At 72.9% G+C, this 22,382-nt stretch carries 21 protein-coding genes; 12 read left to right on the top strand and 9 right to left on the bottom strand.

From position 1 onward, the window contains the following. On the bottom strand, positions 1–252 hold the full coding sequence (locus AMIR_RS31385) for a WhiB family transcriptional regulator (RefSeq protein ID WP_177154679.1): 252 nt from the start codon (positions 250–252) through the stop codon (positions 1–3). A 314-nt stretch (positions 253–566) separates the two neighbouring features. On the opposite strand from AMIR_RS31385, the gene AMIR_RS31390 reads away from it, so the two are divergent. Genes AMIR_RS31390 through AMIR_RS31405 form a run of 4 tightly spaced genes read left to right on the top strand, consistent with a single transcriptional unit; the run spans position 567 to position 4,233 of the window. Next, positions 567–1,316, top strand: a complete 750-nt coding sequence (locus AMIR_RS31390; protein ID WP_041837156.1) for a site-2 protease family protein — start codon at positions 567–569, stop codon at positions 1,314–1,316. A 25-nt stretch (positions 1,317–1,341) separates the two neighbouring features. Then, positions 1,342–2,307 carry a 2-phospho-L-lactate transferase gene (cofD, locus tag AMIR_RS31395; protein WP_015805018.1) on the top strand — a complete coding sequence of 322 codons (966 nt, stop codon included), beginning with the start codon at positions 1,342–1,344 and terminating at the stop codon, positions 2,305–2,307. Continuing rightward, positions 2,300–3,685 carry a coenzyme F420-0:L-glutamate ligase gene (locus AMIR_RS31400; RefSeq protein ID WP_015805019.1) on the top strand — a complete coding sequence of 462 codons (1,386 nt, stop codon included), beginning with the start codon at positions 2,300–2,302 and terminating at the stop codon, positions 3,683–3,685. Before cofD ends, AMIR_RS31400 begins: the two co-directional genes overlap by 8 nt. A gap of 2 nt (positions 3,686–3,687) precedes the next feature. Then, complete coding sequence (locus AMIR_RS31405) at positions 3,688–4,233, top strand: NUDIX hydrolase (protein ID WP_015805020.1); 546 nt, start codon at positions 3,688–3,690, stop codon at positions 4,231–4,233. 403 nt (positions 4,234–4,636) lie between these two features. Here AMIR_RS31405 and AMIR_RS31410 read toward each other — a convergent pair whose 3' ends face one another. Both AMIR_RS31410 and manB read right to left on the bottom strand, forming a co-directional pair. Further along, positions 4,637–5,581, bottom strand: coding sequence for a DNA-3-methyladenine glycosylase family protein (locus tag AMIR_RS31410; protein ID WP_015805021.1), 945 nt, complete (start codon positions 5,579–5,581; stop codon positions 4,637–4,639). 4 nt (positions 5,582–5,585) lie between these two features. Further along, complete coding sequence (gene manB, locus AMIR_RS31415; protein WP_015805022.1) at positions 5,586–6,665, bottom strand: mannose-1-phosphate guanylyltransferase; 1,080 nt, start codon at positions 6,663–6,665, stop codon at positions 5,586–5,588. A 152-nt stretch (positions 6,666–6,817) separates the two neighbouring features. Between manB and AMIR_RS36420 the strand changes: the two genes are divergently transcribed. Beyond that, a complete protein-coding gene (locus tag AMIR_RS36420) occupies positions 6,818–7,207 on the top strand; it encodes a hypothetical protein (RefSeq protein WP_015805023.1) in 390 nt (129 codons plus the stop codon). Here AMIR_RS36420 and AMIR_RS43335 read toward each other — a convergent pair. The 4 genes from AMIR_RS43335 to AMIR_RS31435 all read right to left on the bottom strand — a co-directional run bounded on the left by AMIR_RS43335 (position 7,104) and on the right by AMIR_RS31435 (position 11,183). Next, positions 7,104–7,478 (bottom strand): pentapeptide repeat-containing protein, encoded by a 375-nt coding sequence (locus AMIR_RS43335; protein WP_143761205.1) that lies wholly within the window; start codon positions 7,476–7,478, stop codon positions 7,104–7,106. The two genes, AMIR_RS36420 and AMIR_RS43335, sit on opposite strands and share 104 nt — an antisense overlap. After that, the gene (locus AMIR_RS31425) at positions 7,406–8,263 is read right to left on the bottom strand and encodes a glycosyltransferase family 2 protein (RefSeq protein WP_015805024.1); all 858 of its coding nucleotides are present in this window, start codon (positions 8,261–8,263) and stop codon (positions 7,406–7,408) included. Before AMIR_RS31425 ends, AMIR_RS43335 begins: the two co-directional genes overlap by 73 nt. A gap of 548 nt (positions 8,264–8,811) precedes the next feature. Beyond that, on the bottom strand, positions 8,812–9,945 hold the full coding sequence (locus tag AMIR_RS31430) for a glycosyltransferase family 4 protein (protein ID WP_015805025.1): 1,134 nt from the start codon (positions 9,943–9,945) through the stop codon (positions 8,812–8,814). A gap of 173 nt (positions 9,946–10,118) precedes the next feature. Continuing rightward, entirely contained in the window at positions 10,119–11,183 is a 1,065-nt protein-coding gene (locus tag AMIR_RS31435) for a glycosyltransferase family 4 protein (RefSeq protein ID WP_015805026.1), read from the bottom strand. Between the two features lie 106 nt (positions 11,184–11,289). Between AMIR_RS31435 and AMIR_RS31440 the strand changes: the two genes are divergently transcribed. The 4 genes from AMIR_RS31440 to AMIR_RS31455 all read left to right on the top strand — a co-directional run bounded on the left by AMIR_RS31440 (position 11,290) and on the right by AMIR_RS31455 (position 16,330). Beyond that, positions 11,290–12,231 carry a glycosyltransferase family 2 protein gene (locus AMIR_RS31440; RefSeq protein ID WP_245554565.1) on the top strand — a complete coding sequence of 314 codons (942 nt, stop codon included), beginning with the start codon at positions 11,290–11,292 and terminating at the stop codon, positions 12,229–12,231. 31 nt (positions 12,232–12,262) lie between these two features. Continuing rightward, entirely contained in the window at positions 12,263–12,646 is a 384-nt protein-coding gene (locus tag AMIR_RS31445; protein WP_015805028.1) for a CU044_2847 family protein, read from the top strand. Between the two features lie 128 nt (positions 12,647–12,774). Further along, positions 12,775–15,243, top strand: coding sequence for a glycosyltransferase (locus tag AMIR_RS31450; protein WP_015805029.1), 2,469 nt, complete (start codon positions 12,775–12,777; stop codon positions 15,241–15,243). Further along, the gene (locus AMIR_RS31455) at positions 15,236–16,330 is read left to right on the top strand and encodes a glycosyltransferase family 4 protein (RefSeq protein ID WP_015805030.1); all 1,095 of its coding nucleotides are present in this window, start codon (positions 15,236–15,238) and stop codon (positions 16,328–16,330) included. Before AMIR_RS31450 ends, AMIR_RS31455 begins: the two co-directional genes overlap by 8 nt. A 405-nt stretch (positions 16,331–16,735) precedes the next feature. Here AMIR_RS31455 and rfbD read toward each other — a convergent pair whose 3' ends face one another. Both rfbD and rfbB read right to left on the bottom strand, forming a co-directional pair. Next, positions 16,736–17,626 (bottom strand): dTDP-4-dehydrorhamnose reductase, encoded by an 891-nt coding sequence (gene rfbD, locus AMIR_RS31460; RefSeq protein ID WP_015805031.1) that lies wholly within the window; start codon positions 17,624–17,626, stop codon positions 16,736–16,738. After that, complete coding sequence (gene rfbB, locus AMIR_RS31465) at positions 17,626–18,618, bottom strand: dTDP-glucose 4,6-dehydratase (RefSeq protein WP_015805032.1); 993 nt, start codon at positions 18,616–18,618, stop codon at positions 17,626–17,628. Before rfbB ends, rfbD begins: the two co-directional genes overlap by 1 nt. Positions 18,619–18,792: 174 nt before the next feature. On the opposite strand from rfbB, the gene AMIR_RS31470 reads away from it, so the two are divergent. From AMIR_RS31470 to AMIR_RS31480, 3 genes are all read left to right on the top strand, one after another. Further along, entirely contained in the window at positions 18,793–20,346 is a 1,554-nt protein-coding gene (locus AMIR_RS31470) for an LCP family protein (protein WP_015805033.1), read from the top strand. A 78-nt stretch (positions 20,347–20,424) separates the two neighbouring features. Next, complete coding sequence (locus AMIR_RS31475) at positions 20,425–21,657, top strand: LCP family protein (RefSeq protein ID WP_015805034.1); 1,233 nt, start codon at positions 20,425–20,427, stop codon at positions 21,655–21,657. A 10-nt stretch (positions 21,658–21,667) separates the two neighbouring features. Beyond that, positions 21,668–22,360, top strand: coding sequence for a TIGR03089 family protein (locus tag AMIR_RS31480; protein ID WP_015805035.1), 693 nt, complete (start codon positions 21,668–21,670; stop codon positions 22,358–22,360). Positions 22,361–22,382: the final 22 nt, after the last annotated feature.

Raw genomic sequence — 22,382 nt, forward strand, 5'->3', positions numbered from 1 at the left:
TCACACGGCGCGCTTCTTGAGCTTCCTCCGCTCGCGCTCGGACAGGCCGCCCCAGATGCCGAAGCGCTCGTCGTGAGCCAGCGCGTACTCCAAGCACTCGGAGCGCACCTCGCACCCCAGGCAGATGCGCTTCGCCTCCCTGGTCGATCCCCCCTTCTCGGGGAAGAACGCCTCCGGGTCGGTCTGCGCGCACAGGGCGCGCTCCTGCCAGTCCTGCTCGTCTGCCGGGTCGAACGAACCGCCGATCACCACAAGCTCACGCGCCTGCCCGTCGACCCCGTCAACCCGACCCCCGTCGAATTCCTGCAACCGTCCGCCTCCTCGCCTTCCGCTCTCCCCGGTTGGCGGACACCACTCGCCGTCCCCACAACGTCGAATGACACCGATGTGATTACACCTGTGTCACAACACCCGGTCAAGCCGAGTACACAAGACGGGGGATATTCGCGCGTTCGGCGGCAAAAAGCTTGACTAGCAGCACAGACGGTGATTGTCGGGCTGCTCCGTGCGATAAGCCCTGCGCGGATGGCCCACGGACTACCCGGGGGTCACGGCACACTGGACCCGTGAAGAGTTCCGCAGTGCGACCCAGCCCACTGTTCCTCGGTCTCCTAGCCGCGACTGTGGCGGGGGCAGTGCTCACCGTGTTCGATTCAGAGATCGCGGTCACCGCGGGCACCGTGCTGCTCGTCCTGGGCGGTTGGGCGGTGTCGCTGTGCCTGCACGAGTTCGGCCACGCCATGGTCGCCTACAAGGGCGGTGACTTCGAGGTCCGCGACAAGGGCTACCTGACGCTGGACATCCGCCGCTACACCGACCCGGTGCTGAGCCTGGTCCTGCCGCTGCTGCTGCTCGCCTTCGGCGGCATCCCGCTGCCCGGCGGCGCGGTGTGGATCAACCACTACGCGCTGCGCTCGCGGCGGGTCGAGTCGTGGGTGTCGCTGGCGGGCCCGCTGAGCAACCTGGTGCTCGGCCTGCTGCTCGCGCTGTCCGTGGTGCTGTTCGGCCCGCCGCTGCCCCTGGCCGCCGCCCTGTCCTACCTGGCGCTGCTCCAGGTGCTCGCGTTCACCCTGAACATCCTGCCCATCCCCGGCCTCGACGGCTGGGGCGCGATCGAACCGTGGCTGCCGCCGAACGTGCGCGCGTTCGGCGCGAAGGCCCGCCCGTGGGCCCCGCTGGCGCTGTTCGCCGTCCTGATCGGTCTGCCCGCGCTCGCCCGGCCGTTCTTCGACCTCGCCTACTGGGTGTTCGGGCTGGTCGGCGGGGACGCGGTGCTCGCCTACTTCGGGCAGAGCACCTTCCTGTTCTGGCGCTGACCCCCCGGTGGGAGGATGGCCACCCGTGAAGGTCGTCGTGGTGGTTGGCGGGGTTGGCGGGGCGCGGTTCCTGGTGGGGCTCAAGTCCCTGCTCGCGGGGTCCGAGCACGAGATCACGGCGGTGGTGAACACCGGTGACGACGTGTGGATGCACGGTCTGCGGATAACGCCCGACCTGGACACCTGCATGTACACCCTGGGCGGCGGCATCGACGCCGAGCGCGGGTGGGGTCGGGCGGGCGAGTCGTGGGTGGTCAAGGAGGAGCTGGCCGCCTACGGGGCCGACCCGGAGTGGTTCGGGCTCGGCGACCGGGACATCGCGACCCACCTGGTGCGCACCCGGATGCTGAACGCGGGCTACCCGCTGTCGGCCGTGGTCGAGGCGCTGTGCCACCGCTGGCAGCCGGGCGTGCGCCTGCTGCCGATGAGCGACGACCGCGTCGAGACGCACGTGGTGGTCGAGGACGACGGCGGGCGCAGGGCCATCCACTTCCAGGAGTGGTGGGTCAAGCACCGGGCGAAGCTGCCCGCGCTGTCGTTCGCGTCGGTCGGCGCGGAGAAGGCGCGTCCGGCGCCGGGCGTGCTGGACGCGATCGCCGAGGCGGACGCGGTCGTGCTGGCCCCGTCGAACCCGGTGGTGAGCGTGGGCACGGTGCTGGCGGTGCCGGGCATCCGGGACGCGCTGCGCAAGACGTCGGCCGGCGTGGTGGGCCTGTCGCCGATCATCGGCGGCAAGCCGCTGCGCGGCATGGCGGACGCGTGCCTGTCCGCGATCGGCGTGGAGACCTCGGCCGAGGCGGTCGGGCGGCTGTACGGGTCGCGGCGGATGTCTGAGGGCGGCGTGCTGGACGCGTGGCTGGTGCACAGCGGCGACCGGTGCGACGTGCCGGGCGTGGCGGTGCGGGCGGTGCCGCTGCTGATGTCGTCACCCGAGGCGACCGCGGAGATGGCGCGGGCCGCGCTGGACCTGGCGGGAGCCGACGTTGACTGAGCGCGGAGCCGCTGGGGCGGCTGCGGAGCCCTCGGCTGCGGAGCCCCCCGGCGCGGACCACGCGGCCTCCGGGGGCGTCACGATCCTGCCGGTGCCCGGCCTGCCGGAGTTCCGGCCGGGCGACGACCTGGCGGGCGCGCTCGCGACCGCCGCGCCGTGGCTGGCCGACGGCGACGTGGTCGTGGTGACCAGCAAGGTCGTCTCGAAGGTCGAGGGCAGGCTGGTGCGGGTGCCCGCCGACCCGGAGGAGCGGGACGCGGTGCGCAGGCACTGGGTGCGCGCCGAGGCGGTGTCGGTGATCGCGCGGAGGAACCGCACGCTGATCACCGAGAACAAGCTGGGCATCATCCAGGCGGCCTCCGGCGTGGACGCCTCGAACGTGGCGGGCGACGAGATCGCGCTGCTCCCGGTGGACCCGGACGCGTCGGCCGCCGCGCTGCGGGCGAGGCTGGCGGAGCTGCTGGGCGTGGAGGTGGCCGTGGTGGTCACCGACACGATGGGCCGGGCCTGGCGGGTCGGGCAGACCGACGCGGCGATCGGCGCGGCGGGCCTGGCGGTGCTGCACCGGTACGCGGGCTCGGTGGACCGGCAGGGCAACTCCCTGGTGGTGACCGAGGTGGCGGTGGCCGACGAGATCGCCGCGGCGGCCGACCTGGTCAAGGGCAAGCTGGGCGCGGTCCCGGTGGCCGTGGTGCGCGGCCTGCCGACCTCGGACGACGGCTCGAAGGCCCGCGACCTGGCCCGCCCGGTCGAGGACGACCTGTTCCGGATGGGCACGGCGGAGGCGATCGCGAAGGGCCGCGCCGAGGCGCTGCTGGTGCGCCGCTCAGTGCGGGCGTTCACGGCCGAGCCGGTGGACCGGGACCTGCTGCGCAGGGCGGTGGGAGCGGCACTGACCGCACCGGCGCCGCACCACACCAGGCCGGTCCGGTTCGTGCACGTGCGGGAGCGCAGGACGGCGCTGCTGGAGGCCATGCGGGAGCGCTGGCGCGAGGACCTGCGCGCCGACGGCCTGTCCGAGGAGGAGGTGGCCAGGCGCACCGCGCGCGGCGACTTCCTGCGCGACGCCCCGGAGATCGTGCTGCCCTTCCTGGTCAGGTCGGGCGCCCACGCCTACCCGGACGAGCGCAGGGCCGAGGCCGAGCGCACCATGTTCACGATCGCGGGTGGCGCCGCCGTGCAGGGCCTGCTGGTGGCGCTGGCCGCCGAGGGCGTCGGCTCGTGCTGGGTGTCGTCGACGATCTTCTGCCCGGACGTGGTCCGCGCGGCGCTGGACCTGCCGTCGTCGTGGGAACCGCTGGGCGCGGTGGCGGTGGGCCACCCGGTGGAACCGCTGGAGGCCAGGCCGCTCGTGGAGGAAGGGTTCGTGGAGCTGTGAGCGTGGACGGGCTGCGCGCGAGCGCGCTGGCGGTGCTGGGGGACTGGAAGCCGGGGACGGCGGAGCAGGAGGCGCTGCGGCAGGCCTACCTCGGCTTCCTGCTGGCCAGGCCGGACGCGTGCGCCCGCGCGTGCGAACCGGGCCACCTGACCGCGTCGGCCGTGGTGCTGGACGCGAGCGGCGAGCGGGTGCTGCTGACCCTGCACCCCAGGGTCGGCCGGTGGTTGCAGCTGGGCGGGCACTGCGAGGAGACCGACGCGACCCTGCCGGACGCCGCGATGCGCGAGGCGACGGAGGAGTCGGGCATCCACGGGCTGCGGTTGGACCCGGTGCCGGTGCACCTGGACGTGCACCCGATCACCTGCTCGCTGGGCAAGCCGACCAGGCACTTCGACGTGCGCTTCGTGGTCAGGGCCCCGGAGGGGGCGGTGCCGGTGATCAGCGCGGAGTCGAAGGACCTCCGGTGGTGGCCGCTGGACGCCCTGCCGGAGGACACCGAGGACCTCCGCCCGCTGATCGCGGCGACGCGGACGCGCACGGCAACCTGACACACGGACGAACCGCAAGCCAACCACACTCCCAAGCCACAACAGACCGCAGGCCGACCGCCTCGCGGGCTGCGGGGCGAGCGCAGCGAGCCCGCAGCCGCCCAATCCCGCGTCCCTCTTCTCCGTTTGGCCTGGCGAAGCCCGAGCACGCTTGTCAAGATGCCGCCGCACTGCCCGGAAGACCGGGGTGCCCAACGGCGTCTTGACAAGCGTGCTTGCCTGAAAGGAGGCCACACGGAGAAGAGGGACCCGGACCACCGCAGGGGTAAACGGGACCACAGGACCAAGCGCCACCGGCCAGCAGAGCCTGTGTCCCTCTTTTTTGGAGGTCTGCCCCGCCGGCGAGGCGTGCTTTTCAGCTCTTGACTTTCAGCCCTTGACCTTCACCCCTTGACCGTCACCCCTAAACCCGCCGGTAGTCCCGAGGCGAGAACCGCACCCCGCGCCGAGGCGCCCGAACCCCACTGAGCAGCAGAAACACCACCGCCCGATGCCGCTGCGGCGAGTACGGCGCCAACAGCCCGGCCATCCCGTCGTCATCCACCGCCCCACCGGTCAACGCGTGCCCAACGGTCTTGGCCAGGTGAAAATCCCCGAAGCTGACCGCGTCCGCGTCCCCCCAGGCCCGCTGCGCGACCTCAGCGGCAGTCCACACCCCGATCCCCGGAACCTTCCGCAGCAGCTCCCGCCCCAGCACGCCCTTGATCCCGGCCGCGGCCTCCAACCGGTGCGCGACCTGCGCCGCCGCGACGAGCGTGCGCCGCCGAGCCCCGTCGACCCCGGCCGCGTGCCACTCCCAGTCCGCCAACCGCATCACCACCCGAGGCCCGACCGGCACGTGCAGCGGCATCGGCGTAGGCCCAGGCGCCACCTCACCGAACCGCACGCAGAGCTGCCGGTACGACCGCTGCGCCTCGGTCCCGGTGACCTTCTGCTCCAGAACCGCGGGCAGCAGCGCGTCCCACACCCGCCCCGTGGAGCACAACCGCACCCCCGGCCTGCGCCGCCTGCTCTCGGCGACCAGCGGGTGATGCGCGACGAACCCGGAGTCGTCGTCCTCCGCGCCGAGCAGCGCGGGCAGCCCGTCCAACAACCACTCCGCGCCCGACCCCCAAGCCAGCGCGTCGACCGCGCCACCGGAGACCGCGAGCCGGAGCGTCCCAGCGCCGCAGGGAGTCCCCGCAGCCAGCCACACCGCCCCACAGGCCTCCCGGTGGAACGACGGGTCCCCCGGTCCCCGCCGCACCGGCGCGACCACCGCGCCGACGTCGACCGGGAACGGCGGCGACCAGGACCGCGCCAGGGGGGACTCCCCCGGCGCGGTCCCGGCCGTCACACCTCCGAGCACCGGGCTACACGTCGGCGGAGAAGCGAACCCCCGCCTCCGGCAGCACGACCCCCGGCCACACCCTGACCCCGTCGCGCAGCTCGCACCGCGCGCCGATCACCGCGCCGTCGCCGATCACCGCGTCGGCCACGACCGCGCCCGCCTGCACGAGCGCGCCCGCGCCGACGACGCTCCGCTCCACGACCGCGCCCTCGCCGATCACCGCGCCGTCGAACAGCACCGCCCCGTCGAGCACCGCGCCCTCGGCGACGGTGCAGCCCGCGCCGACCGTCGAGCCGCCGCGCAGCACCGCGCCCTCGTGCACGGTCGCACCGGCCTTGATCAGCGCCTCGCCGGTGCCCTCGGTCAGCGCGGCCGACGGCGCGATCCCGCGCACGAGGTCCGTGGACCCCTGCACGAACGCGGCGGGCGTGCCCAGGTCGAGCCAGTACGAGGTGTCCACGTGCCCCTGCAGCCGGGCGCCGCCCGCGAGCAGGCCGGGGAACGTCTCACGCTCCACGGAGACCGGACGACCGGCCGGGATGGCCTCGATGACCTCGCGCTTGAAGACGTAGCAGCCCGCGTTGATCTGGTCCGTCGGCGGGTTCTCGGTCTTCTCCAGGAACGCGGTGACCCGCCCGTCCTCGTCGGTGGGCACGCAGCCGAACCGGCGCGGGTCGTTCACCTTGACCAGGTGCAGGGTCACGTCCGCCTCGGCCGTGCGGTGCGTGTTCAGCACCCCGCGCAGGTCGACGCCGGACAGGATGTCCCCGTTGAAGATCATGACGTCGGGCTCGCGGAGCAGGTGGGCGACGTTGCGGATGGCGCCCGCCGTGTCCAGCGGCTCCTCCTCCACGACGTACTCCAGCTCCAGCCCCAGGTCCGCGCCGTCGCCGAAGTGCTCCTCGAACACCTCGGCCTTGTAGGACGTGCCCAGCACCACGTGCCTGATGCCCACCTCGCGGATGCGCGACAGCAAGTGGGTGAGGAAGGGCACCCCCGCGGTCGGCAGCATGGGCTTGGGGGCGGACAGGGTCAGGGGGCGCAGACGGGTCCCCTTGCCCCCGACCAGAACCACCGCCTCGGCGCCTTGCAGCTCCGACATGCCGTTTTTCCTCCTCCGCTTACTTCCGCTCGTGCTTGCGAATACTCTGGCAGAAACGCCCCGCTGACAGGGCCGGTGGTTCCGGGTCGGTGGAGCGTCACAGATCGCAGCGCCGGCGCCCGCCGGCCCGACGGACAGCAGGAGTGAGCCGGATGGATCCCCGTGCTAGGGCTGATGCCGTGCTCGCCCGTGCCCGCGCACGCGGCGGTGTCCACATCGTGACGCCGAACAACATGACCTCGCCGATGGACTCGTCGTCGACCCAGCAGATCCCGCGCAGCGTGGTGGAGGCGGCCGAGCCGAAGGGGCCGGACCCGGACTCCACGATGATCCTGACCACGAGGATCGCGAACGGGTTGCAGGATGTTCCGCCTCCGCCGCCCGCGGTGAAGATGCCTCCGCCCGAGCCTGAGGAGCGGGTTGCGCCAGGGCCGGTGCCTACCGTGCAGCAGGTGGCCAGCAGGCCGTCGCTGTCGCAGCGGTTGTCCGGTGGGCAGGGGCAGCAGGGCGGGTTGGCCGGGCGGTTGAACGGCGAGGGGTGAGGGTGGGATGACGCCCGGAACACCCGGACGCCCGACCGCACGTGACGGTGGTCACGGGGGCGGCCGGGCGTGTCTTCGCTGGTCGGTGTGCTTGCGATAGGTGTGCTTGCGATAGGTGTGCTTGCGATAGGTGTGCCCGCGATAGGTGTGCCCGCGATAGGTGTGCTTGCGGGCGGTGTGCTTGCGGGCGGTGGGCGGTCAGGCCCTGCGGGTGAGGAGCTTGAGGCGCAGGCCCAGGCCCAGGCGGACCGCCAGGAGCATGGGGGCCCAGGCGAGGCCCTGGTGGCGGTCGGACAGGTAGCGGTAGGCGCTGCTGTGGTGGGCGGCGAGCATCCGGCCCGAGGCCTTCTTGGTGGACGCCCCGCCGATGTGCACGACCTCCGCAGTCGGGACGTAGACGTTCAGCCAGCCCGCCTTCGAGATGCGGTCGCCCAGGTCGACGTCCTCGAAGTACATGAAGTAGCGGGCGTCGAAGCCGTCGACGGAGTCGAAGGCCTCGCGGCGCAGGAGCAGGCAGGAGCCGGAGAGCCAGCCCGCGGTGCGCTCGGTGATGCCGGTGCGCTCCTGGCGGTACTCGCGGGTCCAGGGGTTCGAGGGCCACACCTTGGCGAACAGCGCGTGCCCGATCCCCCGGCCGAGGGAGGGGAGCAGGCGCGCGGACGGGTAGACCTCGCCGTCCGGTTCGCGGACCAGGGGGCCGAAGGCGCCGCCCCTGGGCCAGCGGGTGGTGGCGTCGAGGAGGCGGTCGAGGCTGCCTGCGGCCCACTCCAGGTCGGGGTTGGCGATCACGATCCAGCCGATCGAGTCGTCCAGCGCGGCGACTCCGCGGTTGGCGCCACCGCCGTAGCCGAGGTTGCCGCCGGTGGGCACGAACTCGACGTCGTCGTGCTCGACGGCTGCGCGTTCGGGCACGCCGTCGGTGGAGCCGTTGTCCGCGAGCACGACCCGGACGGGCCGGGTGGTGGCCCCGGCGAGGGTGTCCAGGAAGCGGTCGAGGGTGTCACCTGGTGAGTAGGTGACTGTCACCACCGCAAGGTCGTCTCCGTAGCGCGTCACGCGGCTCACCCTAGTGGTGCGTTCGGGGGTGAGAGCTTGAGGGGGACGGGCTGAAGATCAAGAGCTGAAGGGCACGCCTCGCCGGCGGGGCAGACCTCCAAAAAAGAGGGGGACGGGCTCTGTCGGCCGGTGACCGTTCCGTTGGTGGTGCGGTTTACCCCTGCGGTGGTCCGGGTCCCTCTTCTCCGTTTGGCCTCCTTTCAGGCAAGCACGCTCGTCAAGACGCCGTATGACTCGGGCGGTCTGCCGTGGCAGTGCGGCGGCATCTTGACAAGCGTGCTCGGGCTTCGCCAGGCCAAACGGAGAAGAGGGACGCGGGATGGGGGCTGCGTGGGCTCGCTGCGCTCGCCCCGCAGCCCGCGAGTGCGATTGGCTTGCAGACCGCGAGTGCGATTGGCCTGCAGCCCGCGAAGCGGTCAACGTGCGAAGCGGTCAGCCTGCGAGTGCGTGCAGCCCGCGAGGCGGTCAACGTGCGAAGCGGTCGGCCTGCGAAGCGGTCAGGGGCCCGCCGGTGAGTGCTGTTGGGGCGGTCTCGCCGGCGGGGTGCGTCAGCGTTTGGTGGCCTGGTGGGCGTGTGCGGCTCGGGCGTAGGCGAGGCGGTGGCGGGCTGCTGACGTTTCCCAGGAGAAGTCCTTCGCCCGGACCAGGGCTGCCGTTGAGAGGGCGTGTCTGCGGGACGGGTCGTCCAGGAGGGCCGTCAGGGCCGCGGCGATGTCGCCTGCGCCTACGCCGCAGTAGGCGACGGCGTCGCCGCCCACCTCGGGGAGGCTCAGGCGGCGGGTGGTGAGGACGGCTGCGCCGCAGGCCATGGCTTCCAGGACTGGGAGGCCGAAGCCCTCGCCCAGCGAGGGGTAGGCGACCAGTTCTGCGCCGCCGAGGAAACCGGCGAGGTCGTCGAAGGGGAGGTAGCCGGCGCGGATCACCCGGATTCGGTGCGGGACCGAGTCCAGGGCGCGTTCCACCTGGCCGTCCCAGCCCGGTTGGCCTGCCAGGACCAGGGCGGGGGGGTCCGCGCGGCCTTGGCAGGCCCTGGCGAAGCCCCGGATCAGGGCTGGGACGTTCTTGCGGGGTTCCAGGGCGCCCAGGAAGGCCACGTACGGGGTGGCGCCCAGGCCCAGGGAGGCGCGGACTGACGCCACCTGCTGGGGGGTAGGTGGGTGGAAGCGTTCGGTGTCCACGCCGTGCTGGGCTATGTGCAGGGCTGTGCGGTCCGCGCCTGCTACGCGGGCCAGCTCGTCCGCGGTGGCGTGGCTGGGGACCACGCACAGGGACGCCCTGCGCAGGGACGCCCGCGTCCAGGCCCGGAAGAAGCGGGCCTTGACCGAGGAGTGCAGCGCCGGGTCGGTGAAGAACGTGGCGTCGTGCAGGGTCACGACGGACGCGGCTCTGCTGGCCAGCGGCAGGGTGTAGTGCGGCGAGTGCACGACGTCCACGCCCAGGCGGGCTACCAGCCTGGGCAGCGAGGCCTGCTCCCAGGTGAGCCGGGCGGTTCGGGTGGCTACTGCCTCGGCCGCCGCGATCACGCGGGAGGTCGGGGCCAGGCTGCGGTAGTGGGACGCGTCCCGTGGCTGGCACACCACGCTGACGCCCGCGCCGTCCGCGTCGAGCGCGGTGACCAGCGAGTCCACGTACCTCCCGACCCCGCCCCGATCCGCGGGGACGGCGGTGGCGTCGATCAGCACGCTGGGTTCGACGGGTGGCACGCCGTGAAGGGTACGACCAGCGTTCACGGCGCCGTTGGCGAATGCCCCGAACGATTCGACAACGCTCGCCTGGCGAATCGCGGGGGAATGTGTTCTCCCTGGTGGGAGCGTGCGCGGGAAAGCGCCGTCCCGGACCGGGGGTTCCGCGGCGCTCACCGCGCGCCGCGCTCGGCGGAAGCGGTGGCGGCCTGGGCCAGGTGGAGTTCCCAGACGGCTCGGGCTGCCCGCTCCCAGGTGAAGTCCTCGGCCCTGCGGCGGCCCGCTGCCGCGAGTCGGGCGGCCAGGGGGTGGTCGGTCAGGAGTGAGCGGAGAGCGGCTTCCAGGGATCTGGGGTCGCCGCGCTCCGCCACCAGGCCCGCTCCCCCGGCCACCTCCAGCAGGGCGGGCGCGTCGGAGTGGACCACGGGGACGCCCTCGGACATGGCCTCCACCAGCGGAAGGCCGAAGCCCTCGGCGAGGCTGGGGACGGCCAGGGCGGTGGCGTTGCGCAGGACGTGGGCCAGCTGGGGGTCGGGCAGCTTGCCCAGCAGGCGGACGTGCGGGGCGGTCAGGTCCACCTCGCCCCAGCCCCGTTGGCCGACCACCAGGAGGGGGACGTCCAGCTGCGCGGTGGCGGCCACGAGGGTTTCCAGGCCCTTGCGGGGCTCGATGGTGCCGATGGCGAGGACGTAGCGGTCCGGGAGGTCGGGGAGGGGGGAGGACTCGCCCAGCGGTGTCACCCCGTGGGGGATGGCGATCGGGGGTGCGGTGCAGGGGACCCTGGTCTTCAGGTCGTCCGCCACGGCCTGGGTGGGCACGACCAGGGGGGTTGGGCGGGCCGCGGCTCGGGCGATGACGCGGCGGTGCCAGGCCGCGCCGCGTGGGGTGAGGGTCTCGGGGTGGGTCCAGGGGACGGTGTCGTGGACGGTCACCACGACCCGGCCGCGTGGTGGGGCCAGCGGGGTCGGGGCGTGCACGGCGTCACCACCCGGCCAGTACGGCACGCCCCGCTCCCAGGCGGCGATCAGGGCCCTGCGGGGGATCGGGAGCACCCTCGGCGCCCCGACGCCGGGCACGGCCGCGGCGGAGGGGTCGGGGTGCCTGCTCACGGCGGTGGTCACGGTCCAGCCGGGCGGGGCGGTCGCGGCCAGGGCCGCGGTGAGCTCTCGGGTGTAGCGGCCGGTGCCGCCGGGGACCGGGGCCAGCAGCTGCTCGGCGAGCACAACCAGGTTCGGCACGGCGGGTACGTTCTCACGCGCGCCGTCAGCTGGTGGTGGGGGTTCGCGCGTTCGTGGTCCAGATCCGGGCGCGAGCGCTCGTGCGGGGCGCGTACCGTCTCCGGCCGTGTCGAACCCGAGCGGTGCGCCCAGCCCGAGCACGACGGTGGTCGTGGTGACCTGGCGAGGGCGCGAGCACGTCACCGAGTGCCTCGACGCGCTCTCCGCGCAGCGGCGGGCGCACCGGCTGCTCGTCGTGGACAACGCCTCCGACGACGGCACCGCCGGGCTGCTGGCCGCGCACCCGAGCCGCCCCGAGGTGGTGCGGCTGCCGCGCAACACCGGGTACGCGGGCGCGCTGGCCGCCGTGCTGCCCCGCGTGGGCACCGAGTTCGTGGCCTGGCTCAACGACGACGCCGCGCCCGAGCCGACCTGGCTGGCCGCGCTGGAGGACGAGCTGCGGCGCGACCGGGGGGCCGCCGCGGCGACCTCCTCGATGCTGCTGCCGGACGGGTCCACCCAGTCGGTCGGGGTGCGGATCACCACCGACGGGCACGGGGCCGACCTGGTGCTCGCCGGGCGGGACGTGTTCGGGTTCTGCGGCGGGGCCGCGCTGGTGCGGACCGCCGAGCTGGTGGGCGCGGGCGGGGTGCCCGGCTCGTTCTTCTGCTACTACGAGGACACGGACACGTCGTGGCGGCTCCGGTTGTCGGGTCACCGGATCGTGTCGGTGGGGCCTGCGCGGGTGCGGCACCGGCACGGGGCGAGCAGCGAGCCGGGATCGCCGCTGTTCCACCGGTGGAACGAGCGGAACCGGCTGCTCATGCTGCTGCGCTGCGCGCCCGCCGGGGTGGCGCTGCGCGAGCTGGCGCGGTTCGCCGCCATCACCGCGCTGCTGCCGGTGCGCGGAGGACGACCCGAAGGGGCGAACTTCCGGGTGGGGTTGCGACTGCGGGTGATCGGCGAGGTGCTGCTGCGGCTGCCGTCCGCACTCGTGCAGCGCGGTGCGATCGGTCGGCGTGCCAAGGTGTCCAGGGCGGTCGTCTGGCGGGAGTGGGCCGGGCGCTGACCGCACCGCGCCGACAGCACCGGGAGGGCCCGTGACCGAGTACGTCGAGGTGCGCACCGAGGACGGCGACTTAGTCCCGTTCGAGATCGACGAGGAGCACGACGGGCCCGTCCGGGTCGGCAGGCGGTGGGACCGGACCAGGGAGCTGGCCGAGGACACCCTGGAGGGCGGCATCGAGCTGGCCAGGTCCGTTGCCGGGACGGTCGCCCAGCGGATCGGGTCGCTGCGCTCCCCCGCGCCCGACCGGGTGGCCGTCGAGATCGGGCTGAAGGTGGGGGCCTCCGGGCTGTTCGCGATCGCCCGCTCCACCGCCGAGGCCCACGTCAAGATCACGGTCGAGTGGCAGCGGGAGAGCCTGGCGACCGTGGAGGCCGAGCGGGACGAGGACGAGGAGGAGCCGGGTGACGGCGACTGAGGCGCGTGGTGGCGCGGCGGTCGCGGCGGGTCCCGGCTGAACCCGTCGGAGGCATAAACCACCGTGACCGCCCGCTGCGGAGCGTGATGAGGCAGGCTTAGCCCGTGGAGCGAGGGAGTCTGCCTGTCGTGACGGTCGTCGTGGTGAACTACCGCGGCGCCGAGGACACCACCACGTGCCTGCGGGCGCTGTTCACCGACGTCGACTACCCGCCCGACCTGCTCCAGGTCGTCTGCGTGGACAACGCCTCCGGTGACGGCAGCGCCGAGCTCATCCGCACGTCCGTGCCCAGGGCCGAGGTCGTGGAGGCCCCGGAGAACCTGGGCTTCGCGGGCGGCTGCAACCTGGGCGCCAAGCGCGCCAAGGGCTCCGTGCTGGCGTTCCTGAACAACGACGCGCGCCCCGACGCGGGCTGGCTGCGCGAGGCCGTCCGGGTGCTGCGCGAGGACCCGGCCGTGGGCGCGGTCGCCAGCAAGGTCCTGGACTGGGACGGCAAGGTGGTCGACTTCGTCGACGCCGGGCTGACCTGGTTCGGCATGGGCTACAAGCGGCACGCGGGCGAGGTGGACGACGGCAGTCACGACGCGCCGCGCGACGTGCTGTTCGCGACCGGCTCCGCGATGGTCGTGCGCACCGACCTGTTCGCGAGGCTGCGCGGCTTCGACGAGCGGTTCTTCATGTTCTACGAGGACGTCGACCTCGGCTGGCGGCTGAACCTGCGCGGCTGGCGGGTGCGGTACGAGCCCAAGTCGCTGACGTTCCACAAGCACCACGCGTCCATGAAGTCCGTGGACACCAGCCGCGAGCTGTTCCTGCTGGAGCGCAACGCGCTGGCCGCGCTGTACAAGAACCTGTCCGACGACGTGCTCGCCAAGGTGCTGCCCGCCGCGCTCGCGCTGGTGGTGCGCAGGGCGACCGCGCGCGGCGACATCGACCCGACCCAGCTGGAGATCACCCGCCGCCCCGCCGACCCGGCGGACGACGCGGCGCCCGTGCCGATCGCGCGGCAGGCGCTGGCCGGGTTCCTGGCGATCGACCAGTTCGTGGAGCTGCTGCCCTCGCTGGCCGAGTCGCGCAAGGCCGAGCAGGCCGCGCGCAGGCGCACCGACGCCGACCTGCTGCCGCTGATGCGCAAGGCCATGGAGCCCGCGTACCCGCTGCCGCGCTACCTGGCCGCGCACGAGGTGCTGGTCGACGTGTTCGGCCTGGAGGGCGTGTTCGGCCGCCCCCGCCGGGTGCTGGTGCTGACCGGCGACGCGATCTCGCCGAAGATGGCGGGCCCGGCGATCCGGGCGTGGAACATGGCCGATGTGCTGGTGGCCGAGCACGACGTGCGGCTGGTGACGGTGAACCCGCTGTGCGCGCCGCCCGACGCGCCGTTCCCGGTGCTGCGGGCGCGGCAGAAGGAGCTGGGCGAGCACGTCGACTGGGCCGACGTCGTGGTGCTGCAGGGCCACGCGCTGGAGTACCTGCCGCAGGTGAAGGAGCGCTCCTCCACCAAGGTCGTCGTGTGCGACATGTACGACCCGATGCACCTGGAGCTGCTGGAGCAGGGCAAGGACGGCACCGACGAGCAGCGCGCGCTGGACCTCGTCGGCGTCACGCGGGTGCTCAACACCCAGTTGGCGCGCGGTGACTTCTTCCTGTGCGCCTCCGAGCGGCAGCGGCACTTCTGGCTGGGGCACCTGGCCGCGCTGGGCAGGCTGACGCCGTCGCTGTACGACACCGACCCGACCGTGCGCTCGCTGCTGGCCGTGGCCCCGTTCGGGCTGTCCGCGAAGCCGCCGACGCGCACCGGTCCCGGCCTGCGCGACGTGCTGGGCATCGGCGCGGACGACAAGGTCGTGCTGTGGGCCGGTGGCGTCTACAGCTGGTTCGACCCGCTCACGCTGGTGAGCGCGGTGGACGAGCTGCGCGAGCGGCGGCCGGACGTGCGGCTGGTGTTCCTCGGGATGAAGCACCCCAACCCCGAGGTGCCCGACATGGACGTCGCGGGGCAGACGCGGGCGCTCTCCGGCAGGCTCGGGCTGACGAACGAGCACGTGTTCTTCAACGAGAGCTGGGTCGCCTACCAGGACCGGCAGAACTGGCTGCTGGACGCGGACTGCGGCGTCACCACGCACTACGAGCACGTGGAGACCACGTTCGCGTTCCGCACGCGGGTGCTGGACTACCTGTGGGCCGGGCTGCCGATCGTGACCACCGACGGCGACTCGTTCGCCGACCTGGTCGAGCGCGAGGGCCTCGGCGTCGTGGTGCCGTCGGAGGACCCGGTGGCGCTGGCGGCGGCGCTGGAGAAGGCCGTGTACGACGAGGAGTTCGCGGCGGCGTGCGCCGAGCGGATCGCCGTGGTGCGGGAGCGGTTCACCTGGGAGGTGGCGCTCGCGCCGCTGGTGGAGTTCTGCCGCAACCCCAGGCCGTCGGCGGACCGGCTGCCCGGCTCGTCGCCGATGGTGCGCAACAAGCCGCTGGGCACGCGGGAGAAGGTGGAGCGGGACATCAAGCTGGTGCGCGAGTACCTGGACGCGGGCGGCCCGAGCGAGCTGGCCAAGCGGGCCACCGGACGGGTGCTCAAGAAGCTGCGCGGCCGTGGCTAGGCGCCCGCTGACGGTCCTGCTGGACGGGACCCCGCTGCTGGGGCAGCGCACCGGGATCGGCCGCTACACCGCGGCGCTGGCCGAGGAGCTGGCGTCGATGGTGGACGAGGTGGACGTGCGCGCGGTGGCGTTCACGCTGCGCGGGTGGCGGGCGCTGCGGACGGTGCTGCCGCACGACGTGGTGGCGCGCGGGCTCCCGGTGTCGGCGCGGCTGCTGCGGCAGTTCTGGCTGCGCGCGCCGTTCCCTCCGGTGGAGGTGCTCGCGGGGCTGGCGGACGTCATGCACGCGACGAACTTCGTGCTGCCGCCGTCGGTGCGGGCCGGTGGCGTGGTGACGATCCACGACCTGGCGATGCTGGACCACCCCGGCGACCTGCCGCCGTCGGACGCGCGGCTGCCCGAGCTGGTGCGGCAGTCGGCCTCGCGGGCGGCGGTGGTGTGCACGCCGACGCGCGCGGTCGCGGACCAGGTCGTGGAGCGGCTGGGCGTGCCGGAGGACCGGGTCGTGGTGACGCCGCTGGGCGTCGACCCGGCGTGGTTCGCGGCGCGACCGCCGTCGGACCCGGTGCGGGCGCGGCTGCGGCTGCCGCTGGAGTACCTGCTGTTCGTGGGCGCGGGCGGGCCGCGCAAGGGGCTGGACCGGCTGATCGCGGCGCACGCGGCGCGGCCGGAGCTGCCGCCGCTGGTGCTGGCCGGGCCCGGCGAGTCCGGGGTGGACGGCCGGGTCGTGCGGACCGGGTACCTGACCGAGATCGACCTGCGGCGCGTGGTGGCGGGCGCCTCGGTGCTGGTGCTCCCCTCTCGGGACGAGGGCTTCGGGCTGCCGGTGCTGGAGGCGTTGGCGTGCAACGTCCCCGTGGTGTGCTCGGACGTGCCCGCGCTGCGCGAGGTGGCGGGCGGGCACGCGGTGCACGTGCCGGTGGGCGACGTCGAGGCGCTGGGCCAGGCGCTGGTGGAGACCGTGGAAACCCCGCCCAGCCCGGCCGCTCAAGCGGCCAGGCGGGCCCACGCCTCCGAGTTCACCTGGCGGCGCACCGCGGAACTCACCGTGAAGGCTTACGAAAAAGCGGCTAGACGTCGTCGTTAAGGCTTTTTCCGGGGAAAGAGGTCTTCCTCGGAAACCTGCCGCGATCCGCTGATCACGACCGCCCTGCGGAGGAAGCGCTGCCGCTCTTCCTGTTGCTGGGCCACAGTGTTCTGGGTGCGCCCACGTTCGGACATGGCGAAAAGGCTGCCCCAGCACCGGGCCGCCGAACCAGACCAGTCCGGAATTCCCACCCCTTTGGCGCAGCGCAGGCCACTGAAGTGGTGGACGGTCTACTGCGCGCAATCCGCCGCGATGCGGAAAACTTCCCGTTTTTGCGGAAAACCCGCTGGGGGACGGGGGTTGCCCTTCAAGCGGGGTGGTTCCGGCGCACACCCGTGTGCGCGCCGGAACCACCCCGCTGACGGAGGAGCGCCACTCCTCGGCACATCCGGAAGCGGAGTGCGGCTAGCCCGCGACCCCGTCCCGCACGGCCGCGGTCAGCGCTTCGCGCCACGGTCGCAGCGGCGTGAGCCCCGCCGACTCCCACGCCTTCGGCGAGAGCACCGAGTACGCGGGCCTCGGCGCGGGGCGGGGGAAGTCCTCGGTGCCGCAGGGGCGCACCCGCTCCGGGTCCAGCCCCAGCTCCTCGAACACCGCCCGCGCGAGGCCGAACCAGGTCGTCTCGCCGCCGCCGGTGGCGTGCAGCACGCGCTGCGCGGGCGCGGCGGGACCGGTGGTCGCGGCGGCCAGCTCGACCAGCCCGGCCGCGAGGTCGGCGGACCAGGTGGGCGAGCCGCGCTGGTCGTCCACGACGGACAGGCTCTCGCGCTGCCCGGCCAGCCTCGCCATCGTCTTCACGAAGTTCGGCCCGCCCGCCCCGTACACCCACGCGGTGCGCACGACCCAGGTCCGGTCCCAGGCGGCCAGCGCGCGCCGCTCGCCCGCGAGCTTGGTGCGCCCGTAGGCCGAGCGCGGCCCGGTGACGTCGTCCGGCTCGTAGGGCGCGGTGGCGTCGCCGGGGAAGACGTAGTCGGTGGACACGTGCAGCAGCGGCACGTCGTGCTCGCGGCAGGCGAGCGCGAGCAGTTCCGGCCCGAGCGCGTTGACCGCGAGGGCGCGGTCCTCGTCGGTCTCGGCGTCGTCCACGGCGGTGTAGGCGGCGGCGTTGACCACGACCGGGGCGAGGCCCTCGGCGCGTGCCCACGCGGCGAACTCGGACACCCGGTCCGCGACGGCGTCGGCGTCGGTGATGTCCAGCTCGGCCGACGAGAGCGCCCGCACGCGCCCGCCGGTGGCGAGCAGGTCCTGCCCGAGCTGGCCGCGCCCGCCGGGCACGAGCAGCGCGGTGGCGGCCATCAGCGGGCCAGGGAGGCGCGCTGCTTGAGCGGCTCCCACCAGTCGCGGTTGTCCCGGTACCAGGCGACGGTGCTCGCCAGGCCCTCGGCGAAGTCGACCTTCGGCGAGTAGCCCAGCTCCTGGTTGATCTTGGTGATGTCGACCGAGTAGCGCCGGTCGTGGCCCTTGCGGTCGGTGACCGGCTCGACCGAGTCGTCCCAGTCGCGGCCGGTGGCCTCCAGGAGCTTCTCGGTCAGCTCGCGGTTGGTCAGCTCGGTGCCGCCGCCGATGTTGTAGATCTCGCCGCCGCGCCCGCCTTCGAGCACCAGCTGGATGCCCCGGCAGTGGTCGTCGACGTGCAGCCAGTCGCGCACGTTCAGCCCGTCGCCGTACAGGGGCACCTTCTTGCCGTCCACCAGGTTGGTGACGAACAGCGGGATGACCTTTTCCGGGAATTGATACGGACCGTAGTTGTTCGAACACCGCGTGACGCAGACCGGCAATCCGTGCGTCCGGTGGAAGGCGCGCGCGAGGAGGTCCGAGGACGCTTTGGACGCGGAGTAGGGGGAGTTGGGCTCCAGCACGTGGTCCTCGGTCCACGAGCCCTGCTCGATCGAGCCGTAGACCTCGTCGGTCGAGACGTGGACGAACCGCGAGACCTCGGCCTCCAGCGCCGCCTGGAGCATCGTCTGGGTGCCCAGGACGTTGGTGAGCACGAAGTCGGCGGACCCCGAGATCGACCGGTCGACGTGCGACTCGGCGGCGAAGTGCACGACCGCGTCCGCGCCCTTGACCAGTTCGGCCACCAGGTCGCGGTCGCAGATGTCGCCCTGCACGAAGCGCAACCGGGGGCTGTCCGCGACGGGCGCGAGGTTGGCCTCGTTGCCCGCGTAGGTCAGCTTGTCCAGCACCACGACCTCGGCGTCGGCGTAGGCCGGGTAGGCGCCGCCCACCAGTTCCCGCACGTAGTGCGAGCCGATGAAACCGGCACCGCCTGTAACCAGCACCCGCATGGTTGTCCTCTCCAGTCCGAACCCAGTCCGACTCCTGCGAAGTGTGTCACCGTCTTAACCGCGCAACCCACCGGGTTGTTACCCCGTATCCCGTATAAGGGGTGAAGTCGGGTCGATTTGGCCACCCGCGATTAACCTTGGTTGACAGGACCTGACTCTGGGGAGGCAGCGCAAGTGGACGGGAGTCCGCCCGGTCGAACCGGGGGTTCGGCCGCACTGCGCGTGCTGGTCGGCACGGGGAGGACGCTGGTCGCGCTCGTCTCGGCGGCCGTGCTCGTGGTGACCTGGTACGGATGGCACCAGCTGCGCACCCTGAACCAGGGTGTGACGACGACGGACGTGTTCGGCGAGGCGTCTTCCACCGTCTCGCCCGAATCCACGCGCAAACCCCTCGACGGGGCGATCGACATCCTGCTGGTCGGCAGCGACAGCCGCACCGACGCGCAGGGCAAGCCGCTGTCCGACGAGGTGCTGGCGCTGCTGAACGGCGGCGTCGACGAGGGGACGCTGAACACCGACACGATCATCCTCGTGCACGTCCCGCAGGACGGGACGCGCGCCGTCGCGATCTCGTTCCCGCGCGACGCGTACGTGGAGATCGCCGACGGGTTCGGCAAGCACAAGATCAACTCTGCGCTGATCAGGCAGAAGAACACCACCTCCGCCGAGCTCCAGGCGAAGGGGGAGACCGACCTGGCGAAGATCGAGCTGGAGTCGACGCTCGCCGGCCGGCGCACGCTGATCAAGACCATCGAGGACCTGTCCGGCGGCGCCATCAAGATCGACCGGTACGCGGAGGTGAACCTCGCGAGCTTCTACGAGGTCACCCAGGCCATCGGCGGCGTCGAGGTGTGCCTGAACAACCCGGTGGACGACGAGTACTACTCCGGGGCGAAGTTCCCGGCGGGCGTCCAGACGCTGGAGGGCAGGCAGGCGCTGCAGTTCGTGCGGCAGCGGCACGAGCTGCCCAACGGCGACCTGGACCGGATCGTGCGCCAGCAGGTGTTCATCGGCGCGCTGGCCCGCAAGGTGCTCTCCACCGGCACCCTGACCGACCCGGCCAGGCTCAGCGGCCTGGTCGGCGCGGTGCAGAAGTCGGTGGTGCTCAGCCAGGGCTGGGACATCACCGAGTTCGCCAGCCAGATGCAGGGGCTGGCGTCGGGCAAGCTGGAGTTCCGCACCATCCCGGTCGGGCCGCCGACCGACACCTACAGCGACGGCAACGTCCTGCCGGTCGACGCGGCGGAGGTCAAGGCGTTCCTGGGCGACCTGGCCTCGGACAAGCCGAAGCCGTCGACCTCGCCGTCGGGGTCGCCGTCGGGGTCGCCGTCGCCGTCCGCGGGCCCGCAGCCCTCGGCGATCACGGTGCAGGTCTACAACTCGTCCGGGGTGTCCGGCGTCGCGCTGAAGGTGCTGAACGCGCTCGGCGATCAGGGCTTCCGCAAGGGGCAGGCGCTCAACTCGGCGGTCAGCGACACCACCGTGGTCCGGTACGGCACGGGCCAGGAGGCGTACGCGGACCGGGTGGTCCAGGCGCTCGGCGGTAACGCCACGACCGAGCTGGACGACTCCGTGCCGAGGGGTCAGGTGTTGATCTACGTGGGCGCCGACAACGCGGAGCTGGGCACGACCGACGACACGTCGTCGGCGCGCTCGGAGACCGGGTCGTCCAGCCCGGCGAGCAGCGCCGCGCCCATCACGGCCAACGGCGTGGTCTGCGTGGACTGATTTCCCGCTACCCCAGGTCCGAACGGGTGCGGGACGTTAGCCTGTTCGGACACGGGGGTAGCGGAGGGGGAGGTCTCGGTGAAGGCCGTCGTCATAGCGGGCAGAACCGGGTTGGCGCTGCTCTCGGTGGTGGTGCTGGTGGTCACCGGCTACAGCTGGTCCACGCTGCGGCGGGTCCAGGAGAGCGTGAACACCACCGACGTGCTGACGTCCCTGGCGGACGTGCCGAACGCCCCTCCCGCCGACGACGGCGCGATCGACCTCCTCCTGGTGGGCAGCGACAGCCGCACCGACGCGCAGGGCAACCCGCTGCCCGCGTCGGTGCTGCGCCAGCTGCGCACCGAGGCGACCGACACCCTCAACACGGACACGATCATCGTGCTGCGGGTGCCGCGCGACGGGTCGCGGGCGCACGCGGTGTCCATCCCCCGCGACACGTACGTGCCGATCCCCGGCGATCGCGAGGAGAAGATCAACGGGGCCTACGGGGTCACGAAGTTCCTCACCATGGAGCGGCTGCAGGCCGAGGGCGTTCCGCTGGCCGAGCGGGAGAAGCGCGGCGACCAGGCCGGGCGGGCGGCGCTCGTGCAGGTGGTGCAGGAGCTGACCGGGGTCAGGGTCGACCACTACGCCGAGGTGAACCTGTACGGGTTCTACCGGCTGACCGAGGTGATCGGCGGGGTCGACGTGTGCCTCAAGGAGGCGACCAGCGACCCGGACTCGGGGGCGGACTTCCGGGCGGGCGCGCAGACGCTGTCCGGCGGTGACGCGCTGGCGTTCGTGCGGCAGCGCAAGAACCTGCCGAGCGGGGACCTGAGCCGGATCACCCGGCAGCAGGTGTTCCTGTCGTCGGCGATGTCGAAGCTGCTCACGGCGGGCACGTTCGCCGACCCGTCGAAGCTGTCCGGGCTGCTGGAGGCGGTGAGCAAGTCGGTCGTGGTGGACGACGGGCTGGACGTCGCCACGCTCGCGGGTCAGCTGGGCGGGCTCTCCGGCGGGAACGTGGAGTTCGCGACGATCCCGGTGACGGCGGTGGGCGCGGTCAACGACCGGGGGCAGAGCGTGGTGCTGGTGGACCGGGAACAGGTGCGGGCGTTCGTGGCGCGGGTGCTGGGCGAGAAGACGCCCGAGCCGACGGCTCCGGCTTCCTCGACGGCTCCGGCGTCCTCGGAAGCGGCTCCGACCACCTCGGACGCGGCCCCGACCACCACCGAGCGGCTGTCGGGTGGCAAGGTTGTCGCGTTGGACGGGGCGGCGCGGCGGGTAGTCCAGCGCCAGGCACTCCAGCAAGGTCCCCCCTGCGTCGACTAGCGAGGTTGACTTGACCGTCACGGAAGCTCTGCTCACCCCGCTGCTGGCCGAACCGGGACGGCCCCTGATCACGCACTACGACGACGTCGAGGGCACGCGCGTCGAGCTGTCCAGGGCCACCGCGGCCAACTGGGCGGCGAAGACGGCGAACTGGCTGCGCGACGAGCACGACGTCGAGCCGGGCGACCCGGTCGCGGTGCTGCTGCCCGCGCACTGGCAGACGCTCGGCGTGCTGCTGGGGGCCTGGTGGTGCGGGGCGTCGGTGGTCGACGCTCCCGCCGGGGCGAAGGTCGCACTGGTCGCGCCGGGTGGCGAGGCGCCCGGTGCCGAGGTCACCTCCGTGGTGTCCTTGCACCCGATGGGGTTGGGCACCGGTGCGCCCGGTGACTTCCTGGACGAGGTGCGGATGTTCGGCGACGACTTCGTCCCGTACGCGCCGGTTCCGGGGAGCACGGCGGCGCTCGGGTGGTCGACGGTGGACGAGGTGGTCGCGGAGGCGAGGTCCAGGGCCGCGGTGCTCGGGATCGGGCCGGGGACGCGGGCGCTGTCCACGGTGGAGTGGAACCAGCCGGACGGGCTGCTGAACGGGGTGCTGGCGGTGCTGGCCGGTGGCGGGTCGCTGGTGCAGTGCAGCAACCCGAACCCGGACCTGCTGCCCGCGCGGCGGGCCAGCGAGCGGACGACGATCGACCTGGTGGGCTGACCCTGCCCGGTCGGGTGTCACC

It is taken from the genome of Actinosynnema mirum DSM 43827 (genome assembly GCF_000023245.1).
In the GTDB taxonomy this organism is placed as follows: Bacteria; Actinomycetota; Actinomycetes; order Mycobacteriales; family Pseudonocardiaceae; genus Actinosynnema; species Actinosynnema mirum.

What these genes read in the sequence shown, in the direction of transcription:
- rfbB (WP_015805032.1), bottom strand. Translation starts at nt 18,618, where the DNA reads ATGCGGGTGCTGGTTACAGGCGGTGCCGGTTTCATCGGCTCGCACTAC.
- AMIR_RS36420 (WP_015805023.1), top strand. Translation starts at nt 6,818, where the DNA reads ATGGATCCCCGTGCTAGGGCTGATGCCGTGCTCGCCCGTGCCCGCGCA.
- manB (WP_015805022.1), bottom strand. Translation starts at nt 6,665, where the DNA reads ATGTCGGAGCTGCAAGGCGCCGAGGCGGTGGTTCTGGTCGGGGGCAAG.
- rfbD (WP_015805031.1), bottom strand. Translation starts at nt 17,626, where the DNA reads ATGGCCGCCACCGCGCTGCTCGTGCCCGGCGGGCGCGGCCAGCTCGGG.